The 19958-nt window shown below is 61.3% G+C and carries 23 protein-coding genes and 2 pseudogenes; 14 read left to right on the forward strand and 11 right to left on the reverse strand.

Features of this window, described 5'->3' with window-relative positions:
- The first annotated feature begins 160 nt into the window (after positions 1-160).
- From BSF40_RS29435 to BSF40_RS29460, 6 genes are read left to right on the forward strand one after another with little or no spacing between them, the layout of a single operon-like run.
- Entirely contained in the window at positions 161-3079 is a 2919-nt protein-coding gene (locus tag BSF40_RS29435; RefSeq protein WP_095967978.1) for a monovalent cation/H+ antiporter subunit A, read from the forward strand.
- Positions 3079-3423: a Na+/H+ antiporter subunit C gene (locus BSF40_RS29440; protein ID WP_007973781.1), complete on the forward strand. Its 345-nt coding sequence runs from the start codon at positions 3079-3081 to the stop codon at positions 3421-3423. The genes BSF40_RS29435 and BSF40_RS29440 overlap by 1 nt, the downstream gene beginning before the upstream one ends.
- Positions 3420-5105 (forward strand): monovalent cation/H+ antiporter subunit D, encoded by a 1686-nt coding sequence (locus tag BSF40_RS29445; RefSeq protein ID WP_095967979.1) that lies wholly within the window; start codon positions 3420-3422, stop codon positions 5103-5105. Before BSF40_RS29440 ends, BSF40_RS29445 begins: the two co-directional genes overlap by 4 nt.
- Positions 5102-5590, forward strand: coding sequence for a Na+/H+ antiporter subunit E (locus tag BSF40_RS29450; RefSeq protein WP_095967980.1), 489 nt, complete (start codon positions 5102-5104; stop codon positions 5588-5590). Before BSF40_RS29445 ends, BSF40_RS29450 begins: the two co-directional genes overlap by 4 nt.
- Positions 5587-5865, forward strand: a complete 279-nt coding sequence (locus BSF40_RS29455; RefSeq protein WP_015094510.1) for a K+/H+ antiporter subunit F — start codon at positions 5587-5589, stop codon at positions 5863-5865. Before BSF40_RS29450 ends, BSF40_RS29455 begins: the two co-directional genes overlap by 4 nt.
- Positions 5862-6224, forward strand: coding sequence for a Na+/H+ antiporter subunit G (locus tag BSF40_RS29460; RefSeq protein ID WP_095967981.1), 363 nt, complete (start codon positions 5862-5864; stop codon positions 6222-6224). The genes BSF40_RS29455 and BSF40_RS29460 overlap by 4 nt, the downstream gene beginning before the upstream one ends.
- A 157-nt stretch (positions 6225-6381) precedes the next feature.
- On the opposite strand, the gene BSF40_RS29465 is transcribed toward BSF40_RS29460, so the two are convergent.
- The 4 genes from BSF40_RS29465 to BSF40_RS29480 form a co-directional block, all read right to left on the reverse strand.
- On the reverse strand, positions 6382-6819 hold the full coding sequence (locus BSF40_RS29465; RefSeq protein WP_095967982.1) for a DUF3995 domain-containing protein: 438 nt from the start codon (positions 6817-6819) through the stop codon (positions 6382-6384).
- Between the two features lie 118 nt (positions 6820-6937).
- Positions 6938-7951 carry an ABC transporter substrate-binding protein gene (locus BSF40_RS29470; RefSeq protein WP_095967983.1) on the reverse strand — a complete coding sequence of 338 codons (1014 nt, stop codon included), beginning with the start codon at positions 7949-7951 and terminating at the stop codon, positions 6938-6940.
- A 118-nt stretch (positions 7952-8069) separates the two neighbouring features.
- Positions 8070-8273 (reverse strand): hypothetical protein, encoded by a 204-nt coding sequence (locus BSF40_RS29475; RefSeq protein ID WP_095967984.1) that lies wholly within the window; start codon positions 8271-8273, stop codon positions 8070-8072.
- Positions 8273-8743, reverse strand: a complete 471-nt coding sequence (locus BSF40_RS29480; RefSeq protein WP_095967985.1) for a hypothetical protein — start codon at positions 8741-8743, stop codon at positions 8273-8275. Before BSF40_RS29480 ends, BSF40_RS29475 begins: the two co-directional genes overlap by 1 nt.
- A 412-nt stretch (positions 8744-9155) precedes the next feature.
- Between BSF40_RS29480 and BSF40_RS33305 the strand changes: the two genes are divergently transcribed.
- The 3 genes from BSF40_RS33305 to BSF40_RS29495 all read left to right on the forward strand — a co-directional run bounded on the left by BSF40_RS33305 (position 9156) and on the right by BSF40_RS29495 (position 10165).
- On the forward strand, positions 9156-9404 hold the full coding sequence (locus BSF40_RS33305) for a hypothetical protein (RefSeq protein ID WP_095967986.1): 249 nt from the start codon (positions 9156-9158) through the stop codon (positions 9402-9404).
- Positions 9405-9565: 161 nt separating this feature from the next.
- Entirely contained in the window at positions 9566-9796 is a 231-nt protein-coding gene (locus BSF40_RS29490; protein WP_007973761.1) for a hypothetical protein, read from the forward strand.
- A 132-nt stretch (positions 9797-9928) separates the two neighbouring features.
- Positions 9929-10165 carry a DUF2789 domain-containing protein gene (locus BSF40_RS29495; protein WP_015094504.1) on the forward strand — a complete coding sequence of 79 codons (237 nt, stop codon included), beginning with the start codon at positions 9929-9931 and terminating at the stop codon, positions 10163-10165.
- 5 nt (positions 10166-10170) lie between these two features.
- Here BSF40_RS29495 and BSF40_RS29500 read toward each other — a convergent pair whose 3' ends face one another.
- From BSF40_RS29500 to BSF40_RS29510, 3 genes are all read right to left on the reverse strand, one after another.
- Positions 10171-10374, reverse strand: a complete 204-nt coding sequence (locus BSF40_RS29500) for a hypothetical protein (protein WP_095967987.1) — start codon at positions 10372-10374, stop codon at positions 10171-10173.
- Positions 10375-10645: 271 nt separating this feature from the next.
- Positions 10646-12253, reverse strand: a complete 1608-nt coding sequence (locus tag BSF40_RS29505; RefSeq protein ID WP_371918140.1) for a methyl-accepting chemotaxis protein — start codon at positions 12251-12253, stop codon at positions 10646-10648.
- Between the two features lie 234 nt (positions 12254-12487).
- Entirely contained in the window at positions 12488-12892 is a 405-nt protein-coding gene (locus BSF40_RS29510; protein WP_007935965.1) for a TraR/DksA C4-type zinc finger protein, read from the reverse strand.
- Between the two features lie 369 nt (positions 12893-13261).
- Between BSF40_RS29510 and BSF40_RS29515 the strand changes: the two genes are divergently transcribed.
- On the forward strand, positions 13262-13867 hold the full coding sequence (locus BSF40_RS29515) for a glutathione S-transferase (RefSeq protein ID WP_095967988.1): 606 nt from the start codon (positions 13262-13264) through the stop codon (positions 13865-13867).
- Positions 13868-14058: 191 nt separating this feature from the next.
- On the opposite strand, the gene BSF40_RS29520 is transcribed toward BSF40_RS29515, so the two are convergent.
- On the reverse strand, positions 14059-14562 hold the full coding sequence (locus tag BSF40_RS29520; RefSeq protein ID WP_095967989.1) for a hypothetical protein: 504 nt from the start codon (positions 14560-14562) through the stop codon (positions 14059-14061).
- A gap of 490 nt (positions 14563-15052) precedes the next feature.
- Between BSF40_RS29520 and BSF40_RS29525 the strand changes: the two genes are divergently transcribed.
- Both BSF40_RS29525 and BSF40_RS29530 read left to right on the forward strand, forming a co-directional pair.
- Positions 15053-15736: a response regulator transcription factor gene (locus BSF40_RS29525; protein ID WP_095967990.1), complete on the forward strand. Its 684-nt coding sequence runs from the start codon at positions 15053-15055 to the stop codon at positions 15734-15736.
- A complete protein-coding gene (locus BSF40_RS29530; protein WP_095967991.1) occupies positions 15714-17117 on the forward strand; it encodes a HAMP domain-containing sensor histidine kinase in 1404 nt (467 codons plus the stop codon). The genes BSF40_RS29525 and BSF40_RS29530 overlap by 23 nt, the downstream gene beginning before the upstream one ends.
- Before the next feature lie 140 nt (positions 17118-17257).
- Here BSF40_RS29530 and BSF40_RS29535 read toward each other — a convergent pair whose 3' ends face one another.
- The 3 genes and pseudogenes from BSF40_RS29535 to BSF40_RS29545 all read right to left on the reverse strand — a co-directional run.
- Entirely contained in the window at positions 17258-17668 is a 411-nt protein-coding gene (locus BSF40_RS29535; RefSeq protein WP_095967992.1) for an SRPBCC family protein, read from the reverse strand.
- A 26-nt stretch (positions 17669-17694) separates the two neighbouring features.
- Positions 17695-18492 carry an SDR family NAD(P)-dependent oxidoreductase gene (locus tag BSF40_RS29540; RefSeq protein ID WP_007973742.1) on the reverse strand — a complete coding sequence of 266 codons (798 nt, stop codon included), beginning with the start codon at positions 18490-18492 and terminating at the stop codon, positions 17695-17697.
- Positions 18493-18546: 54 nt separating this feature from the next.
- Positions 18547-18811 (reverse strand): annotated as a pseudogene (locus BSF40_RS29545) (aldo/keto reductase); the annotation flags it as partial.
- 45 nt (positions 18812-18856) lie between these two features.
- Here BSF40_RS29545 and BSF40_RS29550 point away from each other — a divergent pair.
- Together BSF40_RS29550 and BSF40_RS29555 are read left to right on the forward strand one after the other, a co-directional pair.
- Positions 18857-19027, forward strand: a pseudogene (locus BSF40_RS29550) (LysR family transcriptional regulator); the annotation flags it as partial.
- A 500-nt stretch (positions 19028-19527) separates the two neighbouring features.
- Positions 19528-19890: a DUF6124 family protein gene (locus BSF40_RS29555; protein ID WP_095967993.1), complete on the forward strand. Its 363-nt coding sequence runs from the start codon at positions 19528-19530 to the stop codon at positions 19888-19890.
- The last annotated feature ends 68 nt before the right edge of the window (positions 19891-19958 follow it).

A 19958-nucleotide genomic window follows, 5' to 3' on the forward strand; every position in this document is an offset into this window, starting at 1 on the left:
GGGCTTGCCCGCGAAGGGGCCGGTCCAGACACCCCCTCTCTGAAACAATGTTAAACAGGGTTTTTCCGTCTACCGTGTAGGATTCTGCGACAGCTTGGCGTTTGGCGATCCAGGAGCTGGCACGTATGATGCTTCACAAACTTCCGCAGATTAGAAGCCTATGTCCCTGATAGTTCTACTGCTTCTGCCTTTCATAGGCAGCTGTTTGGCGGCCGTGTTGCCGCACAATGCCCGTAACGCCGAATCCCTGCTGGCTGGCCTGATCGCCCTGATCGGCAGCGTTCAGGTCGCATTCCTGTACCCGCAGATCGCCCATGGCGGCGTCATTCGCGAAGAGTTTTCCTGGCTGCCCAGCCTGGGCCTGAACTTCGTCCTGCGCATGGACGGTTTCGCCTGGCTGTTCTCCCTGCTGGTGCTGGGCATCGGCACCCTGGTGTCGCTGTACGCCCGCTACTACATGTCACCGAATGATCCGGTGCCGCGCTTCTTCGCGTTTTTCCTGGCCTTCATGGGCGCCATGCTGGGGCTGGTGATCTCCGGCAACCTGATTCAGATCGTGTTTTTCTGGGAGCTGACCAGCCTCTTCTCGTTCCTGCTGATCGGCTACTGGCACCATCGCGCCGATGCCCGGCGCGGTGCCTACATGGCGCTGATGGTCACCGGTGCGGGCGGTTTGTGCCTGCTGGCGGGGGTCATGCTGCTCGGCCATGTGGTCGGCAGCTATGACCTGGACAAGGTCCTGGCCGCCGGCGACCTGATTCGTGCCCATGCCCTCTACCCCATCCTGTTGCCCCTGATCCTGATCGGCGCCCTGAGCAAAAGTGCGCAATTCCCCTTCCACTTCTGGCTGCCCCACGCCATGGCCGCGCCGACGCCCGTGTCGGCGTACCTGCACTCGGCGACCATGGTCAAGGCCGGGGTGTTCCTGCTGGCGCGGCTATGGCCGTCGCTTTCGGGCAGTGAAGAATGGTTCTACATCGTCAGCGGCGCCGGTGCCTGCACCCTGTTGCTCGGGGCGTATTGCGCGATGTTCCAGAACGACCTCAAGGGATTGCTGGCCTACTCGACCATCAGCCACCTCGGCCTGATCACCCTGCTGCTCGGCCTGAACAGCCCGCTGGCCGCCGTCGCCGCGGTGTTCCACATCCTCAACCACGCGACGTTCAAGGCCTCGTTGTTCATGGCCGCGGGCATCATCGACCACGAAAGCGGCACCCGCGATATCCGCAAACTCAGCGGCCTGTACAAGCTGATGCCGTTCACCGCCACCCTGGCCATGGTCGCCAGCGCCTCGATGGCCGGCGTGCCGTTGCTCAACGGCTTCCTCTCCAAAGAGATGTTCTTCGCCGAAACCGTGTTCATCAATGCCACGCGCTGGGTCGAGCTGAGCCTGCCGATCGTGGCAACGATCGCCGGTACCTTCAGCGTGGCTTACTCCCTGCGTTTCACCGTGGATGTGTTCTTCGGTCCGCCCGCGACCGACTTGCCTCACACCCCCCACGAGCCACCGCGCTGGATGCGCGCGCCGGTCGAGCTGCTGGTGTTCACTTGCCTGCTGGTGGGGATCTTCCCGGCGCAGGTGGTCGGCCCGCTGCTCGCGGCAGCGGCGCAACCGGTGGTTGGCGGCACCCTGCCCGAGTACAGCCTGGCCATCTGGCACGGCCTGAACGCGCCGATGATCATGAGCCTGATCGCCTTGTCCTGCGGCACCGTGCTTTACCTGCTGCTGCGCAATCAATTCAAGCGCGGACGCTTCAACCGCCCGCCCGTCTTGGGTCGCCTGGACGGCAAGCACCTGTTCGAATGGGCACTGGTCGCCAGCATGCGCCTGGCCCGTCGCCTGGAGCCGCGAATTGGCACCCGACGGCTGCAGATGCAGTTGTTCCTGGTGGTGCTCGCCGCCGTGCTGGCCGGCTTGATTCCCATGCTGCACAGCAGCCTGCACTGGGGCGACCGGCCGAAGATCCCCGGCTCCATCGTCTTCGTCACCCTGTGGTTGCTGGCCATCGCCTGCGCCCTTGGCGCGGCGTACCAGGCCAAGTATCACCGTCTGGCGGCCCTGACCATGGTCAGCGTCTGCGGCCTGATGACCTGCGTCACCTTCGTCTGGTTCTCGGCGCCGGACCTGGCCCTGACCCAACTGGCGGTCGAAGTGGTGACCACGGTGCTGATCCTGCTGGGCCTGCGCTGGCTACCACGACGGATCGAAGAAGTCTCGCCGTTGCCGGGCAGCCTGCGACGGGCGCGGGTGCGGCGGATCCGCGACTTGCTGCTGTCGACCGTGGTCGGTGTCGGCATGGCGTTGCTGTCCTACGCCATGCTGACGCGCCAGACCCCCAACGACATTTCCTCCTTCTACCTGAGTCGCGCCTTGCCCGAAGGCGGCGGCAGCAACGTGGTCAACGTGATGCTGGTGGACTTCCGCGGTTTCGACACCCTCGGTGAAATCACCGTACTGGTGGCCGTGGCCCTGACCGTCTACGCCCTGCTGCGCCGCTTCCGCCCGCCGAAAGAAAGCCTGCAGCTGCCGGCCCAGCAACGCTTGCTCGCACCGGATGTGGTCACCGACCTGGTCAACCCGCGTCACGCCAGCGACACCGCGCTCGGCTTCATGATGGTGCCGGCGGTGCTGGTACGCCTGCTGTTGCCGGTGGCGCTGGTGGTGTCGTTCTACCTGTTCATGCGCGGGCACAATCAGCCGGGCGGCGGCTTTGTCGCCGGGCTGGTGATGTCGGTGGCGTTCATCCTGCAATACATGGTTGCCGGCACGCAGTGGGTCGAGGCGCAAATGAGCCTGCGACCGCTGCGCTGGATGGGCACGGGCCTGATGATTGCCACGGCCACCGGCCTGGGTGCGATGCTGGTCGGCTATCCGTTCCTGACCACCCATACCTGGCATTTTTCGTTGCCGCTGCTGGGTGACATTCACCTGGCCAGCGCACTGTTCTTCGACGTCGGCGTGTACGGCGTTGTGGTCGGCTCGACCCTGTTGATCCTCACCGCCCTCGCCCACCAATCGGTGCGTGGTCACAAAACCGCCGCCCAGCCTAAATCCGTTGCCGCCAAGGGAGCCGTCTGATGGAAGAAGTCATCGCAATCGCCATCGGCGTCCTGGCCGCGTCCGGCGTGTGGCTGATCCTGCGCCCACGGACGTTCCAGGTGGTCATGGGCCTGTGCCTGCTGTCCTACGGCGTCAACCTGTTCATTTTCAGCATGGGCAGCCTGTTCATCGGCAAGGAACCGATCATCAAGGACGGCGTGCCACAGGATCTGTTGCACTACACCGACCCGTTGCCGCAAGCGCTGGTACTGACGGCGATCGTCATCAGCTTCGCCATGACCGCGCTGTTCCTGGTGGTGCTGCTGGCGTCCCGGGGCCTGACCGGCACCGACCATGTGGATGGCCGGGAGCCCAGGGAATGATGGCGATGACCCACCTGATCGTCGCGCCCATCCTGCTGCCGTTGCTGACGGCCGCGATCATGCTGATGCTCGGCGAGAAGCACCGTCCGCTCAAGGCCAGGATCAATCTGTTCTCCAGCCTGCTCGGGCTGGGCATTGCCGTGGCGTTGTTGCAATGGACGCAAACCACCGGCGTGCCCGGCTCCATCGGCGTGTACCTGCCGAGCAACTGGCAAGTACCGTTCGGCCTGGTGTTGGTGGTCGATCGCCTTTCGGCGCTGATGCTGGTGCTGACCGGCATCATCGGCGTCAGTGCCCTGCTGTTCGCCATGGCCCGCTGGGACAGCGCCGGCTCGAGTTTCCACGCGCTGTTCCAGATCCAGTTGATGGGGCTTTACGGCGCATTCCTCACCGCGGACCTGTTCAACCTGTTCGTGTTCTTCGAGGTGTTGCTGGCCGCGTCCTACGGGTTGATGCTCCACGGCTCGGGCCGGGCGCGGGTGTCGTCGGGGCTGCATTACATCTCGATCAACCTGCTGGCCTCGTCGCTGTTCCTGATTGGCGCGGCGCTGATCTATGGCGTGACCGGCACGCTGAACATGGCCGATCTGGCGGTAAAAATCCCGCTGGTGTCCGAGGCTGACCGGGGCTTGCTGCACGCTGGCGCGGGGATCCTGGCCGTCGCTTTTCTCGCCAAAGCCGGCATGTGGCCGCTGAACTTCTGGCTGGTGCCGGCCTATTCCTCGGCCAGCGCACCGGTGGCGGCGATGTTCGCGATCATGACCAAGGTCGGCGTCTACACCTTGCTGCGCCTGTGGACGCTGCTGTTTTCGGCCCAGGCCGGGGCATCGGCGTTCTTTGGCGGGGAGTGGCTGATCTACGGCGGCATGGCGACCATCGTCTGCGCCGCCCTTGCGATCCTCGCCGCGCAACGCCTGGAGCGCATGGCCAGCCTGAGCATTCTGGTGTCGGCGGGCATCCTGTTATCGACCATCGGTTTCGCCCAGCCGAACCTGGTGGGCGCAGCGCTGTTCTATCTGTTCAGCTCGACCCTGGCCTTGAGCGCGCTGTTCCTGCTGGCCGAACTGATCGAGCGTTCGCGCTCGGCCAACGAGATACAACTCGAAGATGAAGCCGAACTGCTGCCCCGCCCTCTGGAATCCCTGCATCCCCCCAAAGGCACCAACCTCGACGACGACCGCAAAGCCGTGGTCGGCCAGGTGATCCCGTGGACCATGGCGTTTCTCGGCCTGAGCTTCATCGCCTGCGCCTTGCTGATCATCGGCATGCCGCCGCTCTCCGGGTTTATCGGCAAACTCGGTCTGATCGGCGCCCTGCTCAATCCGCTGGGTCTGGGCAACAGCGGCGATGCACCGATTTCCAACGCTGCGTGGGGCCTGCTGGTGTTGTTGATTGTGTCGGGGCTGGCGTCGCTGGTCGCCTTCTCGCGCCTGGGCATCCAGCGCTTCTGGACGCCGGCGGAACGACCATCGCCCCTGCTGCGACGCCTGGAATGCGTGCCAATCTTTGCGCTGCTGGGCTTGAGCATTGCGCTGACCTTCAAGGCCGATCCGCTGCTGCGCTACACCCAGGCCGCCGCCGATGCCTTGTACAACCCGCAGCAATACGTGATGGCGGTACTCGACACCCGCGTCGTACCGAACCCCTCGGCCAAGGCGATCCCGCAGGAGGTGCAACCATGAAGCGCCTGTTTCCCGCCCCCTTGCTGTCGCTGGCCTTGTGCCTGCTGTGGCTGTTGCTGAACCTGTCGACCAGTCCCGGCAATCTGCTGCTGGGTGCGGCGCTGGGGTTCTGCGCGCCGCTGATGATGCGCAGGCTGCGTCCGCTGCCGGTGCGCATCCGTCGTCCGGGGGTGATCCTGCGCCTGGTCCTGCTGGTCGGGCGCGACGTGCTGGTGTCCAACCTCGCCGTGGCCTGGAGCGTGCTCAATGCCGGTCGCCGCCCGCCCCGCTCGCAATTCATCAAGGTGCCGCTGGACTTGCGTGACGCCAACGGCCTGGCCGCGCTGTCGATGATCACCACGGTGGTGCCGGGTACGGTCTGGTCGGAGCTGGCGCTGGACCGCAGCATTCTGCTGTTGCACGTCTTCGACCTGGACGACGAGGCGCTGTTCATCCAGCACTTCAAGACGACCTACGAGCGTCCGTTGATGGAGATCTTCGAATGAGCCCCTTGCTGGCGAATGCGATCCTGCTGAGCCTGTTCCTGTTTTCCCTGACGATGGTCCTGACCCTGATCCGCCTGTTCAAAGGGCCGTCGGCCCAGGACCGGGTCCTGGCGCTGGACTACCTGTACATCGTCGCGATGCTGATGATGCTGACGCTGGGTATCCGTTATGCCAGTGACACCTACTTCGAGGCGGCGCTGCTGATCGCCCTGTTCGGGTTCGTCGGCTCCTTCGCCCTGGCGAAATTCCTGCTGCGTGGTGAGGTGATCGAATGAATACGCCCTTGTCGTTGTGGGTGGAAATCCCGGTGGCGATCCTGCTGGTGCTCGGCAGCCTGTTTGCCTTGATCGGCGCCACGGGCCTGCTGCGCATGCGGGATTACTTCCAGCGCATGCACCCACCGGCCCTGGCCTCGACGCTCGGGGCCTGGTGCGTGGCGCTGGCTTCGATCATCTATTTTTCGGCGCTCAAGTCCGCGCCGGTCTTGCACGCCTGGCTGATTCCGATCCTGCTGGCGATTACCGTGCCCGTGACCACCTTGCTGCTGGCCCGGGCGGCGCTGTTTCGTAAACGCATGGCCGGGGATGATGTGCCGGCGGAGGTGAGTAGTCGGCGGACCGAGAGCGGCAGCTAGACCAAGGATTTGTATCGACTGGACCGGCCTCTTCGCGAGCAAGCCCGCTCCCACAAGGGTGGGTGTCTAACTCAAAAGGTGTGTACGACACCAGACACTGTGGGAGCGGGCTTGCTCGCGAAGAGGCCAGTACTGTCACTACAGAAACGTCGCTGTCTCAGACCCAGGCCACCGCCAACAACCCCGCCCCCAACACCACACACAAGGGCGAATAAACCCAGGTGTCCAGCCGGGAAAATTTCGAGCCTTTGACCTCCTTGAAAAAACCCACCAGCTCCGAATCGCCAATGGCCCGGGCAAACAGCAAGATCGCAATGGCGCTGATCACCCACTGCAGCGACCGGTGATGCAAGGGTGGCAGGCACCAACCCACCCGCAAGCACACCAGCATGGCAATCAACAGCAACAGTCCGGCCACCACCAGCGTGATCCAGCCTCGCGGTGTGAACGCCGGTCTCAGTTGCGCACTGCCCTCCTGCGGTACTTGCGGGACCGCCGCCACCGCCGCCCACTCGCCACCCAACGCCCAATACACATGCACCACACTGATCACGGTGAAGATCGTCACCAGCGACTGAGCCAACAACAGGGTCATGGTTCAGAGATCCTTGAAAGGGATATGAACCGAACATTGTAGGAGCTACCGCAGGCTGCGATGTCTTGATTTTGCCTTTTCATGACGAAGATCAAAAGATCCCGACCTGCGGCAGCGCCTACAGGGCGGCGGAGACTTTATCCGCCACGTCCTTGGGCAGCCACGCCCGCCAGACGTCCGGATGAGCCTTCATGAACGCCTCTGCCGCCTGGCGCGGTGGTGTATGTTTCTCACTCATCTCGGCCAGCGCCTTGTTCAGCGGGCCGATCGGAAAGTCGACCTTGGCGAAGAACTCGGCAATCTGCGGATATTGCTTCTGGAAGGGAGTGGACACACCGATCGACAGCTTCGAAGCCAGGGAACGGGTCGGCCGTGGATTGGGGTTGTCGGCGTCGGTCAGGGTCTTCCAGGCCTCGGCGTCGAACGGTGGTTCTTCCAGTTGAATCAGCTTGAAGCGGCCGAGCAACGGCGTGGGCGACCAGTAGTAGAACAGCACCGGCTTGCCACGATGAATGGACGAACTGATCTCTGCATCCAGGGCCGCGCCCGAACCACTGCGGAAGTTCACGTAGCTGTCGTCCAGCCCGTACGCCTTGAGTTTCTGCTTGTTGACCACTTCCGAGGTCCAGCCGATAGGGCTGTTGAGGAAACGCCCTTTGGTCGGGGCTTCCGGGTCCTTGAATACGTCTTTGTAGCGCGGCAGGTCGCTGACGCTGCGCAGGTCTGGCGCCAGCGGCTTGATGCCCTTGGCGGGGTCGCCCTTGATCACGTATTCCGGCACCCACCAGCCTTCGGTAGCGCCCTTGACCGTGTCGCCGAGGCTGACGACTTTGCCTTCGGCTTCGGCCTTGACCCAGACCGGGCTGCGACCGGCCCACTCTTCGCCAATGACCTGGATGTCATTGTTGGCCAGCGCGGTTTCCAGGGTGATGGTGGTACCCGGCAAGGTATCGGTGGGCAGCCCGTAGCCCTTCTCGACAATGATGCGCAGGACATCGGTGATCAGGCTGCCGCTTTCCCAGTTCAGGTCGGCGAAGTGGATCGGCGCCTGGGCGGCAAACACCGGGGCGGGTGTCGCCAGCAAACCGAAAGTGGCCAGGGCAGCAGCCAGCAACCGTCGAAATCCGTTCATGCTTTTGCACCTCGTGCTGTTCACAGCAATAGCAGGATGGCCTGGCAGTAGACCGCGAAGCCTCTGAATACTCAGTCCAATGACTGTAGTAGAGGTTCCTGCTTTCGAGGTGCGGGGATCAGTTTTCGGAAGTTTCCTGCAAACGCGTCAGCTCTCGTCTGACCATGCTGGCGTAGGGCGCCGGTTGCAGTTGGTAAAGCTGTGACGCCACCCAGTTCAGCCAGGCTCCTTGCAGAAGGGGCTTGTGCTCGAACAGCCGCCGCGCTTCGTCTTGAGCGCTGGCCAGGTTCTGTTCGTGGAAGTCGGCGCGGGTCAGGGTCATCACTCGCTGGCCTTGAAGGTCACCAGCTCGCCCTTGCGCCACTTGGCCACTTTGGTGGTCACGGCCTTGAGGGTCTTGGTCAGGCCTTCCTGCAACTGTTGATGGGCGGCAAACACCATCACCACGCTATGACCTTCCTTGAACACTATTCCCTGACCGTCGGCGGTGGTCACGAAGGCGTAATCGCCAATTCCGTAAACCGTCAGCTTGATGTCGCGGAACCTGATGTCCAGCTTGCCGCCTTCGCGACTGGGCAGCACGGAGGCGCTGAAATGATCGCCGACCTTGAGTTTGAGCCCGGGTTTGTCGTCCACCACCAGGGCTGATTCGGTGTCGATTTCGGCAATGTAAATGCCTTCAGCGTTCTGTTCGGTGATGTAAACGAAACGTGACTGAAACTGCTTGACCAGCTTTGCGCGCAAATCGCCCAGCACGAACAAGGCATGCATATCGAGATTACTTACTGCCAAGGAAACATCCCCACATCTGAAAAATGGCGCCGTACGCGAAAATAAACGCACAGCCAAAAAAGCGGCAATGCCGAAGGTGTCGCCAGAGAACCCGGATTGAAGTCCTGAATGAGCAGTGCACTCATTCATCACGAAGCTTGAGAAGACTACTGGAACGTCACTCGCGTCGTCCTGACTGGCGTTCGTCACAGGCTGAAGGAAAACGCCCTTCCTGCTGCCAGAAAATTATGGACTATCAACTTCGGGGAAAAATCTCACCAAGAGAACAAATTTTCCTACATATCATCAGCAAAAAATTGCTTTAGATAAACATCATTCACCCACCAATAAGGGTGATTCTAGAGCAGCGATGCTCCTGAAGACTAGCCAAAACGACGTACATACGTCGGCAAAACAATGAAAAGGACTTCATATGTGCACACTGACACACTTTGCCTATCCCTTGGTACCTGACTCGAAAACAGCAGCGATCTCGCAGCCGATACCGTTCGGCCCCTCTGAACCGCTTCTCGATGCCCCTCCCCGCCCGCGATTTCAGGTGGTGATGGCGGGCATTGCCTTCTTTCACATCAAGGATATTTCTACAGGCTGTGTAAGAGGTTTCCGAGCCAATCATAACGAAGCCTGCGCCCTCGCCCGGTTTCTTGAATCACACGGTTGACATACCCGCCGCGCTCATTTTCATCGACGTTTGCTCTGCCCGTCGACTTATCTCAGCCGTCGACGGGCAACTACTGCCATACTGCCCACCCAATAAAACGGATCCGCAACAAATCGGATGGCGTTGACAACAACAATATATTTCCAGGGGAAGTCTGCAACGTGACGGAATTTGATATCGGCGAGTTTTTTATCCGCGGTGAAGCCAGAGAAGTCGAGGGTGAATTCCAGGCCGTGATTGTCATGCGCGCCAAACCTCCGCTCAAGACCGTGACCTATCACCAGGTCGAAAAAGATCGCTGGTTCAAAACCCCGGATGTCGCAGCCATTGCGGCCCAGGAATCGGCCAGGGAACTGAAGGCGGCGGTCGATGCCGGGGCACTGAAAGCCTGACACCCGGATTGGCGGTCTATGCTCTGTGTTGCGTTTGAACATCGTGATCGAACTCCACCCGTGCGGCGCCCTCCAAATCAGGAGACCGCACATCGCCCCTCGACCCGACTGATGACCTGCAAGGAGATGAAGATGGAATCACCGACACACGACCTCAAAGGCCTGTTCGACCAGCTCGGCCTGGACTCCAGCCAGAAAGCGATCGACGACTTCATTGCCGGCCATTTCCTGCCCGACGACAAGAAGCTCATCGACGCCGAGTTCTGGTCACCGCAGCAGGCCGGCTTCCTCAAGGAACAACTGCGCGAAGACGCAGACTGGGCGCGGGTGGTCGACGACCTGAACCTGCGCATGCATCAGACCCACTGACCATTTCAATGCTGGCTGTCAGGTCTTTCGGCGTTCAATTGCGCCAACCAGGCAGCCTTGCACTCCTGCGCTTCGTCGCGACTGGAGAACGCCGTGCCCCGGCGCTCGCCATTGAGCAACACCACCCAGCAAACCTTGCGTCCCATGGAGCGCAGATTGGCAGGTACGCCGCTGCCGATCATGACCGCGATATCAACTTTGCCTTGCATGCTGCCCCCCGAACTTCATTAGCAACCTAATTAATAGCTATGTTAATTAGGTTGCCAGTGAGGAAACAGCAAAACCCTGCACAGGTTAGTTGCAGGATTTGTAACAATCACTCAAGGATGAACACTGTACCTGTGGCGAGGGAGCTCGCTCCCGCTGGGGCGCGAAGCGGCCCCTCCTTTTCCCTGAAGAGCAGGGGCCTGCTACGCAGTCCAGCGGGAGCAAGCTCCCTCGCCACAGACTACTTGTTGTTCGCTCCAGCATCAGAGGTTTCTAGCGCGGTTTTTCCGGCTTGTAGCCCAGGCGCAAACCGCCCCAATGCCGGCCCTTGAGCATGATCGGCACCGAAAGATCGTGCATCAACTCGCCGGTGTCGCGTGTATAGGTTTGCAGCAGCACGGCCTTCTGATGGCTGCCGCAGCGGATCCCGGTGCGGTCGGCGAACTTGCGTTTGGTCCGGTTCTGCAAGGCATCGACCTCTGCGTCCCCCGTCAGCGGCTGGCTGAACGCATGGTTGTGGGTCGGCACATAACCCTGCTGGGTGCAGGCGATGGCGAACACCAATCCTTCGTGACGCGGCAACAAGGGTTCCTGGATCGCTGGCAACACCTGATCGGTGTAGCGGTCGAAACGCGTCTGGTACTTGGCCGGGCTGGTATGGGGGATGACCTGGTAGTTGCGGTCGAACAGATCGTCCAGGCTGACTCGACCGGCATCGATATCCGCCTCGAAACGCTCTGCAATCCGGCTCGCGCCTTCCCGGGCCAGGTCATAGATCCGCTGGTGGTAATCATCCAGCCCCACCTCGGCCAGTCGCTCGCTGATGGTTTCGGCCTGCCCTTCCATTTGCACCGCCGCCTGGGCCAGGTGCTGAGTCTGCTGGTCGCTGACCGCCAGGTCGCTGCGCATCTGCTCGATGGCGTGAAACAGGCTGTCGAGTTGTTCACGGTTGGTGTCTGCGCCCTGGGCGATTTCCCCGACCTGGGACTCGACACTGGCCGCCAGACGGGCAATGTTCTCCAGATGCTGCCCCGTGCGCTCGACCTGCTCGACGCCAGTGTCGAGGTCGCTGGACAGTTGGCGGATCTGCTCCACCACCTGTGTCGTACGTTGCTGGATATCGGCCACCATCTCGCCGACTTCGCCCGTCGCGGTCGCCGTGCGCGCGGCAAGCCCGCGAACCTCGTCGGCCACCACGGCAAACCCGCGACCGTGCTCCCCCGCCCGCGCCGCTTCAATGGCGGCGTTCAACGCCAACAGGTTGGTCTGGCTGGCGATGGACTGAATCACCAGGGTCACGCGCTGGATATCATCGCTGCGCAGGCTCAAGGCTTCGATCAGTTCACGGCTGTTGCTGGCGCGCTGGCTGAGCTGATGCATGCGGGCAATGGACTCGATCAGTTCCGTACGCCCCATCACGCCGCTTTGATGAGCCTCGCTGGCAGCGCTCAGCGCCTGGCGACTGAGCAGCGAGGTGGCGTGTTCGGTGGTAATCATGACCTCGGCGTTGCTGACGATCTGTGCCGCCGCCGAGAGTTGCGATTGCAGCTTTTGCGCCAATTGCCGAACCGAGAACGCCACCCCGGCGGCCGAGAGCGCGTTATGGCTGGTGGTGTAGGAAAGATCGCGAGTCAAACCGCCGATGGCATCAGCGTTGTCGGGGGAAGCCGCCTGTGGGGTCGCGCGCGAACGCAAACGAGGCAGCCAGATGATCAGTACGGCCAGGGGCAGGCCAAGGTAGAGCGACCAACCGCCCAACGTCATGCCACATAACAACAGCATCAGGACGATGCTTTGCAGCGTCGGTGTCAGCCAGCGGTTTTTCGGCAACAGCATTGGTGCAGACACTGCCGCAGCCAGAGACCCGTCTCTTGTCATCATCGTCACCCCGGAAAACTTCTAATTGTTGTCTTCGCATTAAACGCCGGCATAAGGCCATTATCCATGAGCCTTTAGTCGCGAACCTTGCAGCAGATCAATAGAAGAATCGGGAAATCGAAGACGGCAGAAAACAAAGATCGCAGCCTTCAGCAGCACCTACGGAACAAATGTAGGAGCTGCCGAAGGCTGCGATCTTTTCCAGGCAGCCCGGTTCAACAGGGCTACCTCACAGAATCAGGCCTGACGCTGGTGCTTGTCGATTTGCTCGTGACGCTCTTGAGCTTCGATGCAGTACTTGGTGGTCGGGCTGATCAGCAGGCGCTTGAGGCCAATCGGCTCGCCGCTGTCGTCGCACCAGCCAAAGCTGTCTTCCTTGATGCGCTCAAGGGCTTGTTCCAACTGAGGCAGCATGCGCTGGTCGCGATCGATCGCGTTCACCAGCCAGGTGCGCTCTTCTTCGACCGAAGCCGCGTCCGCCGGATCGGCCGGGGTGTCCAGGCTCTCGATGGCGATGCGGTTCTGTTCGATGCGCTCATGGGTTTCGACTTTCATGTTCTGCAACAGCTCGGAGAAAAAAGCATGTTGCTCGGCATTCATGTAGTCATCCGCCGGCATGGCCAGCAACTTGTCCTTTGTCATTGATATCTCTATAAAAAAACGTGCATTAAGGCGAATTAGGGAGCGTTCCGGCAGACCTGGGCAGGCCATCGGAAAGGCGCCGTTTGTTCCAAGCGCCACCCGGCACTCAATTTACGAGGGGCGGCAGTCTAAGGCCGACTTGAGGCCTCAGCAACTGAAAAGACAGCGAATTTGTCCGACAAAGCCCTGAAAATGCTCTACGGCAGGCTTTGAGGCGGTAATCGGAGTGCGTTTATAGCAAGAAATTCAATCGAGCGGCTGTATATAGAAGACAAACGGCCTGCACGAGGCCATTTTCCCTGCCATTTGCACGGCGGCGAACCTCAGCTAAGGTTGTCCTCCCGAAATGGCCATATAAAGGAAAGGACCATGAAGCTGATCGGTATGCTGGACTCGCCCTATGTCAGGCGCGCCGCCATTTCTGCCAAATGCCTGGGAATCACGCTGGAACATCAATCGGTTTCGGTGTTCCGCCACTTCGAACAATTCCGGCAGATCAACCCGGTGGTCAAGGCGCCCACCCTGGTGCTGGATGACGGTGAGGTGTTGATGGACTCGACACTGATCGTCGACTACCTGGAAACCCTGGCCGATAACAGCCTGATGCCCGACAAACCGGCTCAGCGTCTGCGCGCGTTGCGCCTGATCGGCCTGGCGCTGGCCGCCAGCGAAAAGTCCGTGCAGCTTTACTACGAGCGCAACCTGCGGCCGGTGGAAATTCAATTCGAACCTTGGGTGCAGCGGGTCGAAGGACAACTGGTGGCGGCCTGGTCGGCGCTGGAGCGGGAGCTGGAAAAGCAGCCGCTGAAGACTGACGGTGCGATCGGGCAGGACGGCATCACCCTCGCCGTCGCCTGGAGCTTCACCAACCTGGTGGTGCCGGATCAGGTGAGTGCGGCGCAGTTTCCGCGGGTCGCCGCGTTCACGGCGTATGCCGAAGGGCTTGAGGTGTTTGTCAGTACGCCGATTGACTGACGGATTCATTTCTTCGCGAGCAAGCCCGCTCCCACAGTGGATGGTGTGTCTTCCTGTGGGAGCGGGCTTGCTCGCGAAGCTTTATAGCTTCTGCAGTCGAATCAATGCACAAACAACGCAATCAAAATAATGATCGGGATCGGCACGCCGAGAAAGAACAGCAGTAATGAACGCATGGTAGTTCTCCTGGATTAACGAATCGATGCAGTGGTGACGTAGGTATCGGTTTCCAGATACACCACCGCATCCCGACGACGACCGCCGAAGGTTGCGGCAAGGCTGGCGAAGAATGCACCGGCCAACAGCGCAACAAACATCCACAGCGTGGTCCACGCCGCCACTTTCGCGGCGGTGTCAGCGGCTTGTTGAGCGGCCAGCTTTGCACTGGCTGCACCGCCGTGCATGTACGCCCACTTCACCCGCAGTCGCCCGGCGATGTAACCGCCAAGTCCCGAAGCGACAAGCTGGGTAAAGGCCAGCCAGACAATGGTCGAGATCCCCAGGCCTTTGGCGCTCACGCCTTCATTGGCCCAAGGCGATACCGCCGAAAAACCCAGGCCGAAGCCGAGCAACACCAGGATCAGCGAGCACGCCGCCGCGGCAGCGGCACCCGCGAAAATCGCGCCCCAGGACACGCCGGACAGCGTGGTTGACTCATTCATGGAGGGATAGAAACCGTCAGAGGATCTATTCATAGTTGTATCGCTCCAGACAGAAAGATGGTGTTACAACTCTTCGAGAAAGGAACTGCAGTCACCGTGCCAGTCACGCATTTTGAATAAATCGTTTTGCTTCAATGGCTTAGAAAGTTTGAACTTCCCGGCCCCATGCAAACTGCAAGGATCAGGTTGAGCCAACGGGTTTTATGCATGGGTTATTTGCGTTGCCACTGGCGGTCAGACAACCTTTGTTTGGGGGGCTTTCACTGGTTTTTCGATTCGGACGCGGCCTTTTGTGGGAGCTGGCTTGTCGGGTCGCCGCATCGCAGCGATGGTCGTTAACGATTACGCGTGTGAACTGGATAAACGTGGCGCACTTGAGTCCATCGCCAGCAGGCTGGCTCCTACAATTCCCCGGGAACGCGTGAAGCGACCCCGCCCAGATGAAAGTTAATTTATTAAGTCGCGGTTTTTTCTTGGCAAAATGCTCGCAACTTCGTATTGAACTGCAAATCAGGCCAGCCTTATGACCCGCATCTTGACCATCGAAGACGACGCCGTGACCGCCCGGGAAATTGTCGCCGAACTGAGTAGCCACGGCCTCGACGTCGACTGGGTCGACAATGGCCGTGAAGGGCTGGAGCGGGCAGTCAGCGGCAACTATGACCTGATCACCCTCGACCGCATGTTGCCCGAGCTCGATGGCCTGGCGATCGTCACCACGCTGCGGACCATGGGCGTGGCGACACCGATCCTGATGATCAGCGCACTGTCCGACGTCGATGAACGCGTGCGCGGCTTGCGCGCCGGCGGCGACGACTACCTGACCAAACCCTTCGCCACCGATGAAATGGCCGCCCGGGTCGAAGTCCTGCTGCGTCGGCAGAACACCGTGACCGCCCAGGCCACCACGTTGCGGGTGGCGGATCTGGAGCTGAACCTGATCAGCCACGAAGCGAGCCGCGACGGTAAACTGCTGACGCTGTTGCCCACCGAGTACAAACTGCTGGAATTCCTGATGCGCAATACCGGGCAAATCCTCTCGCGGATGATGATTTTCGAAGAAGTCTGGGGTTACCACTTCGACCCCGGCACCAACCTGATCGACGTACACATCGGCCGTCTGCGCAAGAAAATCGACCCGCCTGGCAATGCCCCACTGATTCGGACCGTGAGAGGCTCGGGTTATGTCATTGCCGAACCCGTCTAAAGGCTGGCGCTCTTCCAGCAGCCGTTTGCTGGCGCTCTACAGTTCGCTGTTCGTGATCTGGAGCGGGATTCTCATGGGGGTCATGTACTACGAGGTTTCCGCTTACCTGGACAATCTGGCCAAGCATTCACTGATGCAGCGCCAGCACCTGTTTTCGCGCTTCTCGGGTGAACAACTGGTGGACGCCCTCGCCGTCAGCATGGCCTTCGACATCCGCGGCATCGACGCCTATGGCCTGTTCGATGCCCGGCACCACTACCTCAGCGGCGCCCTGCGCTACATTCCGGACGGCTTGCCGCTCGATGGCAAGATCCACATGCTGCGCGACTGCGATGCCTACGGCGACGATGATGACCAGACGCTGCCCGCCGACAGTTGCGACGCCGTGGCGACCCGCACCCTCGACGGCCGCTGGCTGGTGCTGGTGCGCGACAACGGTTCGCTGTTCGCCGTGACCCGCATCATTCTTCACGCGCTGTTCTGGGGGGTGACCCTGACCATCCTGCCGGGCATCGTCGGCTGGTATCTGCTGCGGCGCCGGCCGTTGCGCCGCATCCGCGGGATCCAGGCCAGTGCCGAAGCCATAGTCGCCGGCGACCTGAGCCGACGCCTGCCACTGTCCAATCGGCGTGACGAACTGGACATGCTCGCCGCCATCGTCAACGCCATGCTCGAACGCATCGAGCGCCTGATGCATGAGATCAAGGGGGTGTGCGACAACATCGCCCATGACCTGCGCACGCCCCTGACCCGTCTGCGCGCGCAGCTTTACCGCATGCAGCAGCAAGCCGGCGAAGGCTCACCGCAGGCCATGCAACTGGACCTGGTGCTGGCCGAAGCCGATACGCTGATGGCGCGTTTCCGTGGCCTGCTGCGGATTTCCGAACTGGAAGATCGCCGGCGCCGCTCCGGGTTCGTGCAACTGGACCCCGTGGCGTTGTTGCAGGAACTGCATGAGTTCTACCTGCCCCTGGCGGAAGACGACGGCCTGGTTTTCCAGTTGCACCTGCCCGCGTCATTGCCCTCCCTCAATGGCGACCGGGCGCTGCTGTTCGAAGCCGTGGCGAACCTGCTCAGCAACTCGATCAAGTTCACCCCGCCCGGTGGTGCGGTGATCTTGCGCGGGGTCAATGCTGGCGGGCATACACGGATCGAAGTGCTCGACTCCGGCCCCGGCATTCCCGAGGCGGAGCGTGAAGCGGTATTCCAGCGTTTCTATCGCGCCGAGGCCGGCAATCAAAAGACCGGCTTCGGGCTGGGCCTGTCCATCGTCGCGGCGATTGTCAGCCTGCACGGATTTACGCTGGAGGTGGGCAGCAGCGAACTGGGCGGCGCGCGGCTGGTGCTTGATTGTCGGGAGAGTTTGATACCGCAGGCCTAGTGTTCATCCGATGATCAAAACAGATCCCCTGTGGGAGCGGGCTTGCTCGCGAATGCGGTTTCTCATTCAACAAATATGTTGACTGACACTACGCTTTCGCGAGCAAGCCCGCTCCCACAGGGGGGTTGGTATTTTGACGGTCAGGCCGGGTAGTTGGCCCGCAATGCTTGCAGTCCGCCGGAATAAATCCCGGTAAACAACGCCTCCACCTCCTCATTGCTCACGCCCACCGGTTCAAACCGCCCGGACCAGGTCACCCGCGCGCCCTCGCCTTGCGCCTCGACCTTGATCGTCGCCAGATAATCAGTCGCCGGAAAGGGTGCCTGCTCAATCGAGTAGCTGTAGGTTCGGCCCGCGTTGTCGAAGGTTTGCAGGCGTTCGATCACCACCGCGCCATCCGCCGTCTGCAGGCTGCGCACGCGCCCGCCGTCACTGAGCTCGCTCCTGGGAATGAACGGCAGCCAGTCCGGCAGCGAGTTGAACCCGCCAATCAATTGCCAGACCTGTTCGGCCGAAGCCGGGATGTCGATGAAGGCTGTTGCAGTTGCCATGAAATGCTTTCTCCAATCAATAAGGTTCAGATGGCCAGGCTGTCGACGACACCGCCGTCGACCCGCAAGGCAGCACCGGTGGTGGCCGAGGATAACGGCGAAGCGATGTAGGCCACCAGATTGGCAACCTCCTCGACGTCCGCCACGCGCTGGATGATCGACGTCGGCCGGGCCTTGCGCACGAACGCATCGGCTTCGTCCCGGGCGCTGCGCCCGGATTCGGCCGTGGCGTCCTTGAGCATGTCTTCCAGGCCATCGGTAAAGGTCGGGCCGGGCAGGATCGCGTTGACCGTCACCCCGGTGCCGGCCAGGCGTTTGGCCAGGCCATGGGACACGGCGAGGTTGGCGCTTTTGGTCACGCCATAGTTGATCATGTCCGCCGGTGTCGCCACGCCGGATTCCGAAGACAGGAAGATCACCCGCCCCCAACCCTGCTTGACCATGCCCGGTGTGTAGTGCCGGGACAGGCGCACACCGGAGATCACGTTGACCTCGTAGAAGCGCGTCCACTCACTGTCCGGGGCGTCGTAGAAGTCCACCGTGTTGAAGATCCCGAGGTTGTTCACCAGGATGTCTGCCCGTGGTTCGGCGGCGAACAGTTTCTCGGCGCCTTCGGCGGTGCCCAGGTCGGCGGTCACGCCACGCAATTGCGCAGCAGGAACACGCTGACGGATGCTCGCCAGTGCCTGCTCGACCTTGGCCGTATCGCGGCCGATCACCACCACCGTGGCGCCCGCCTCAGCCAGTGCCTGGCTGATGCCCAGGCCAATGCCGGCGGTGCTGCCGCTGACGATTGCCAGTTTTGCGCTCAAATCAATCTTCATGTTCAAGCTCCAATGAGGGGCAAGGGGGCGCGCTCGCAAATCAGCTTCGCCTCACGCAACGCCTGCCAGAAAGCAGCGGGAATCACCGCCGACCACGATTTCGACTTGCTGCGCCAGGGCGGCGTCCATCAAACGCTGCAAGGCGCGATCATGGTCCGGAAGAGTGTAGCGACCGGCCAGCAGAAAACCGCCCGGCTGCGCTTCGCTCAGATCAAGGGTCAGCTCGCAGGGTTCGACCTTGTTCACCCCCAGGCCCCAGCCCTTGATCACGCCCTCCTCGCGCAAGCGGCCCGGTGCGGGCCTGGTTGAAGTACTCCAGCCTGCTGGCCCTGCCCGAGCACCATCCGCTGGCACGGCAAGCCGTGCCATGATCCAGAAAGGCTTGAGCCGCAACGCACCGCCGGGCGTGGTGCTGCGGGAAGTGCCGTGGATTTCCCTCACCCGACCGCTGTGGGTGGCGTGGCACCGGATCAATTTGCGGCCGTTGGTGGAGACCTTCCGCAAAATGTTGACCGAGCCTGAGTCCACCCCATGAACCTGTGGGAGCGGGCTTGCTCGCGAAGGCGTCGGCATTGCCAGCAATGTTGTCGACTGACACGCCGCTTTCGCGAGCAAGCCCGCTCCCACAGGTTTCGTGCTCAGCCCAAAGCCATGTGTTTGTCGTGACAACCGCACATTAAACATCGACTGACCGCCCTTGTTTAACGGCTGTCAGCGTAACTTGATGAAAGCTACGGCGCCTTGCGTCATTGCCTACGGTTACGCCAGAATCCGCCGGCTTACGCGCCTTGAGTCCGGGCTTTATCGTTAGCCGGTCGCTGAAAAACAGCGATCGGGTTTGGTAGCCCGGACCAATTAGGCGCATAGCGCACCGTTTGCAGACCTTTCAGGTCTCTGTTTTATGGTGGCCATGCGCAGGGCTCTCTCGGGAGCGCCGGGTTCCTAATTACCGGTCTACCAACCCGCGTATGGCCGCCACCCCTCGTTTGGTAGCGAGGGCTGAAGGCTCCGTAATTTCAATTAGGAGCTCCATCAATGATCAAGCCCACACCCAATCCCCCGGAAACAAATCCAGCCTCCCCCTACGAAAGCCCCGACTCCAAGCAATTCCAAGAAGCCGCCGAACACGCCCTCAATCACTACCTCAACCCCGCCGCCAACATCATGGCCACGCCCCACAAACCGTCCACGATGTTCACCATCAACCCCGATATCGACACTGAGACCCTGTTGGCCCACGCCTGCGAATCGCTGGCCTCGGCCAACGTCATGACCAACGATCTGGCGGGTTTTCTGGAGGGCTCGCATCGCAACACGCTGCTGGGCATCGCCCAGGTCATCATGCTGGGTGAATTGGCAGTGAACCGGGCGCTGGATCGACTCGATCCGCCTGAATAAAGCGCCGAACGTGTGGGAGCGGGCTTGCTCGCGAAGGCGTCGGCATTGCCAGCAATGTTGTCGACTGA

Origin of the sequence: Pseudomonas sp. ACN5 (genome assembly GCF_002303975.1) — a bacterium.
GTDB lineage: Bacteria > Pseudomonadota > Gammaproteobacteria > Pseudomonadales > Pseudomonadaceae > Aquipseudomonas > Aquipseudomonas laurylsulfatiphila.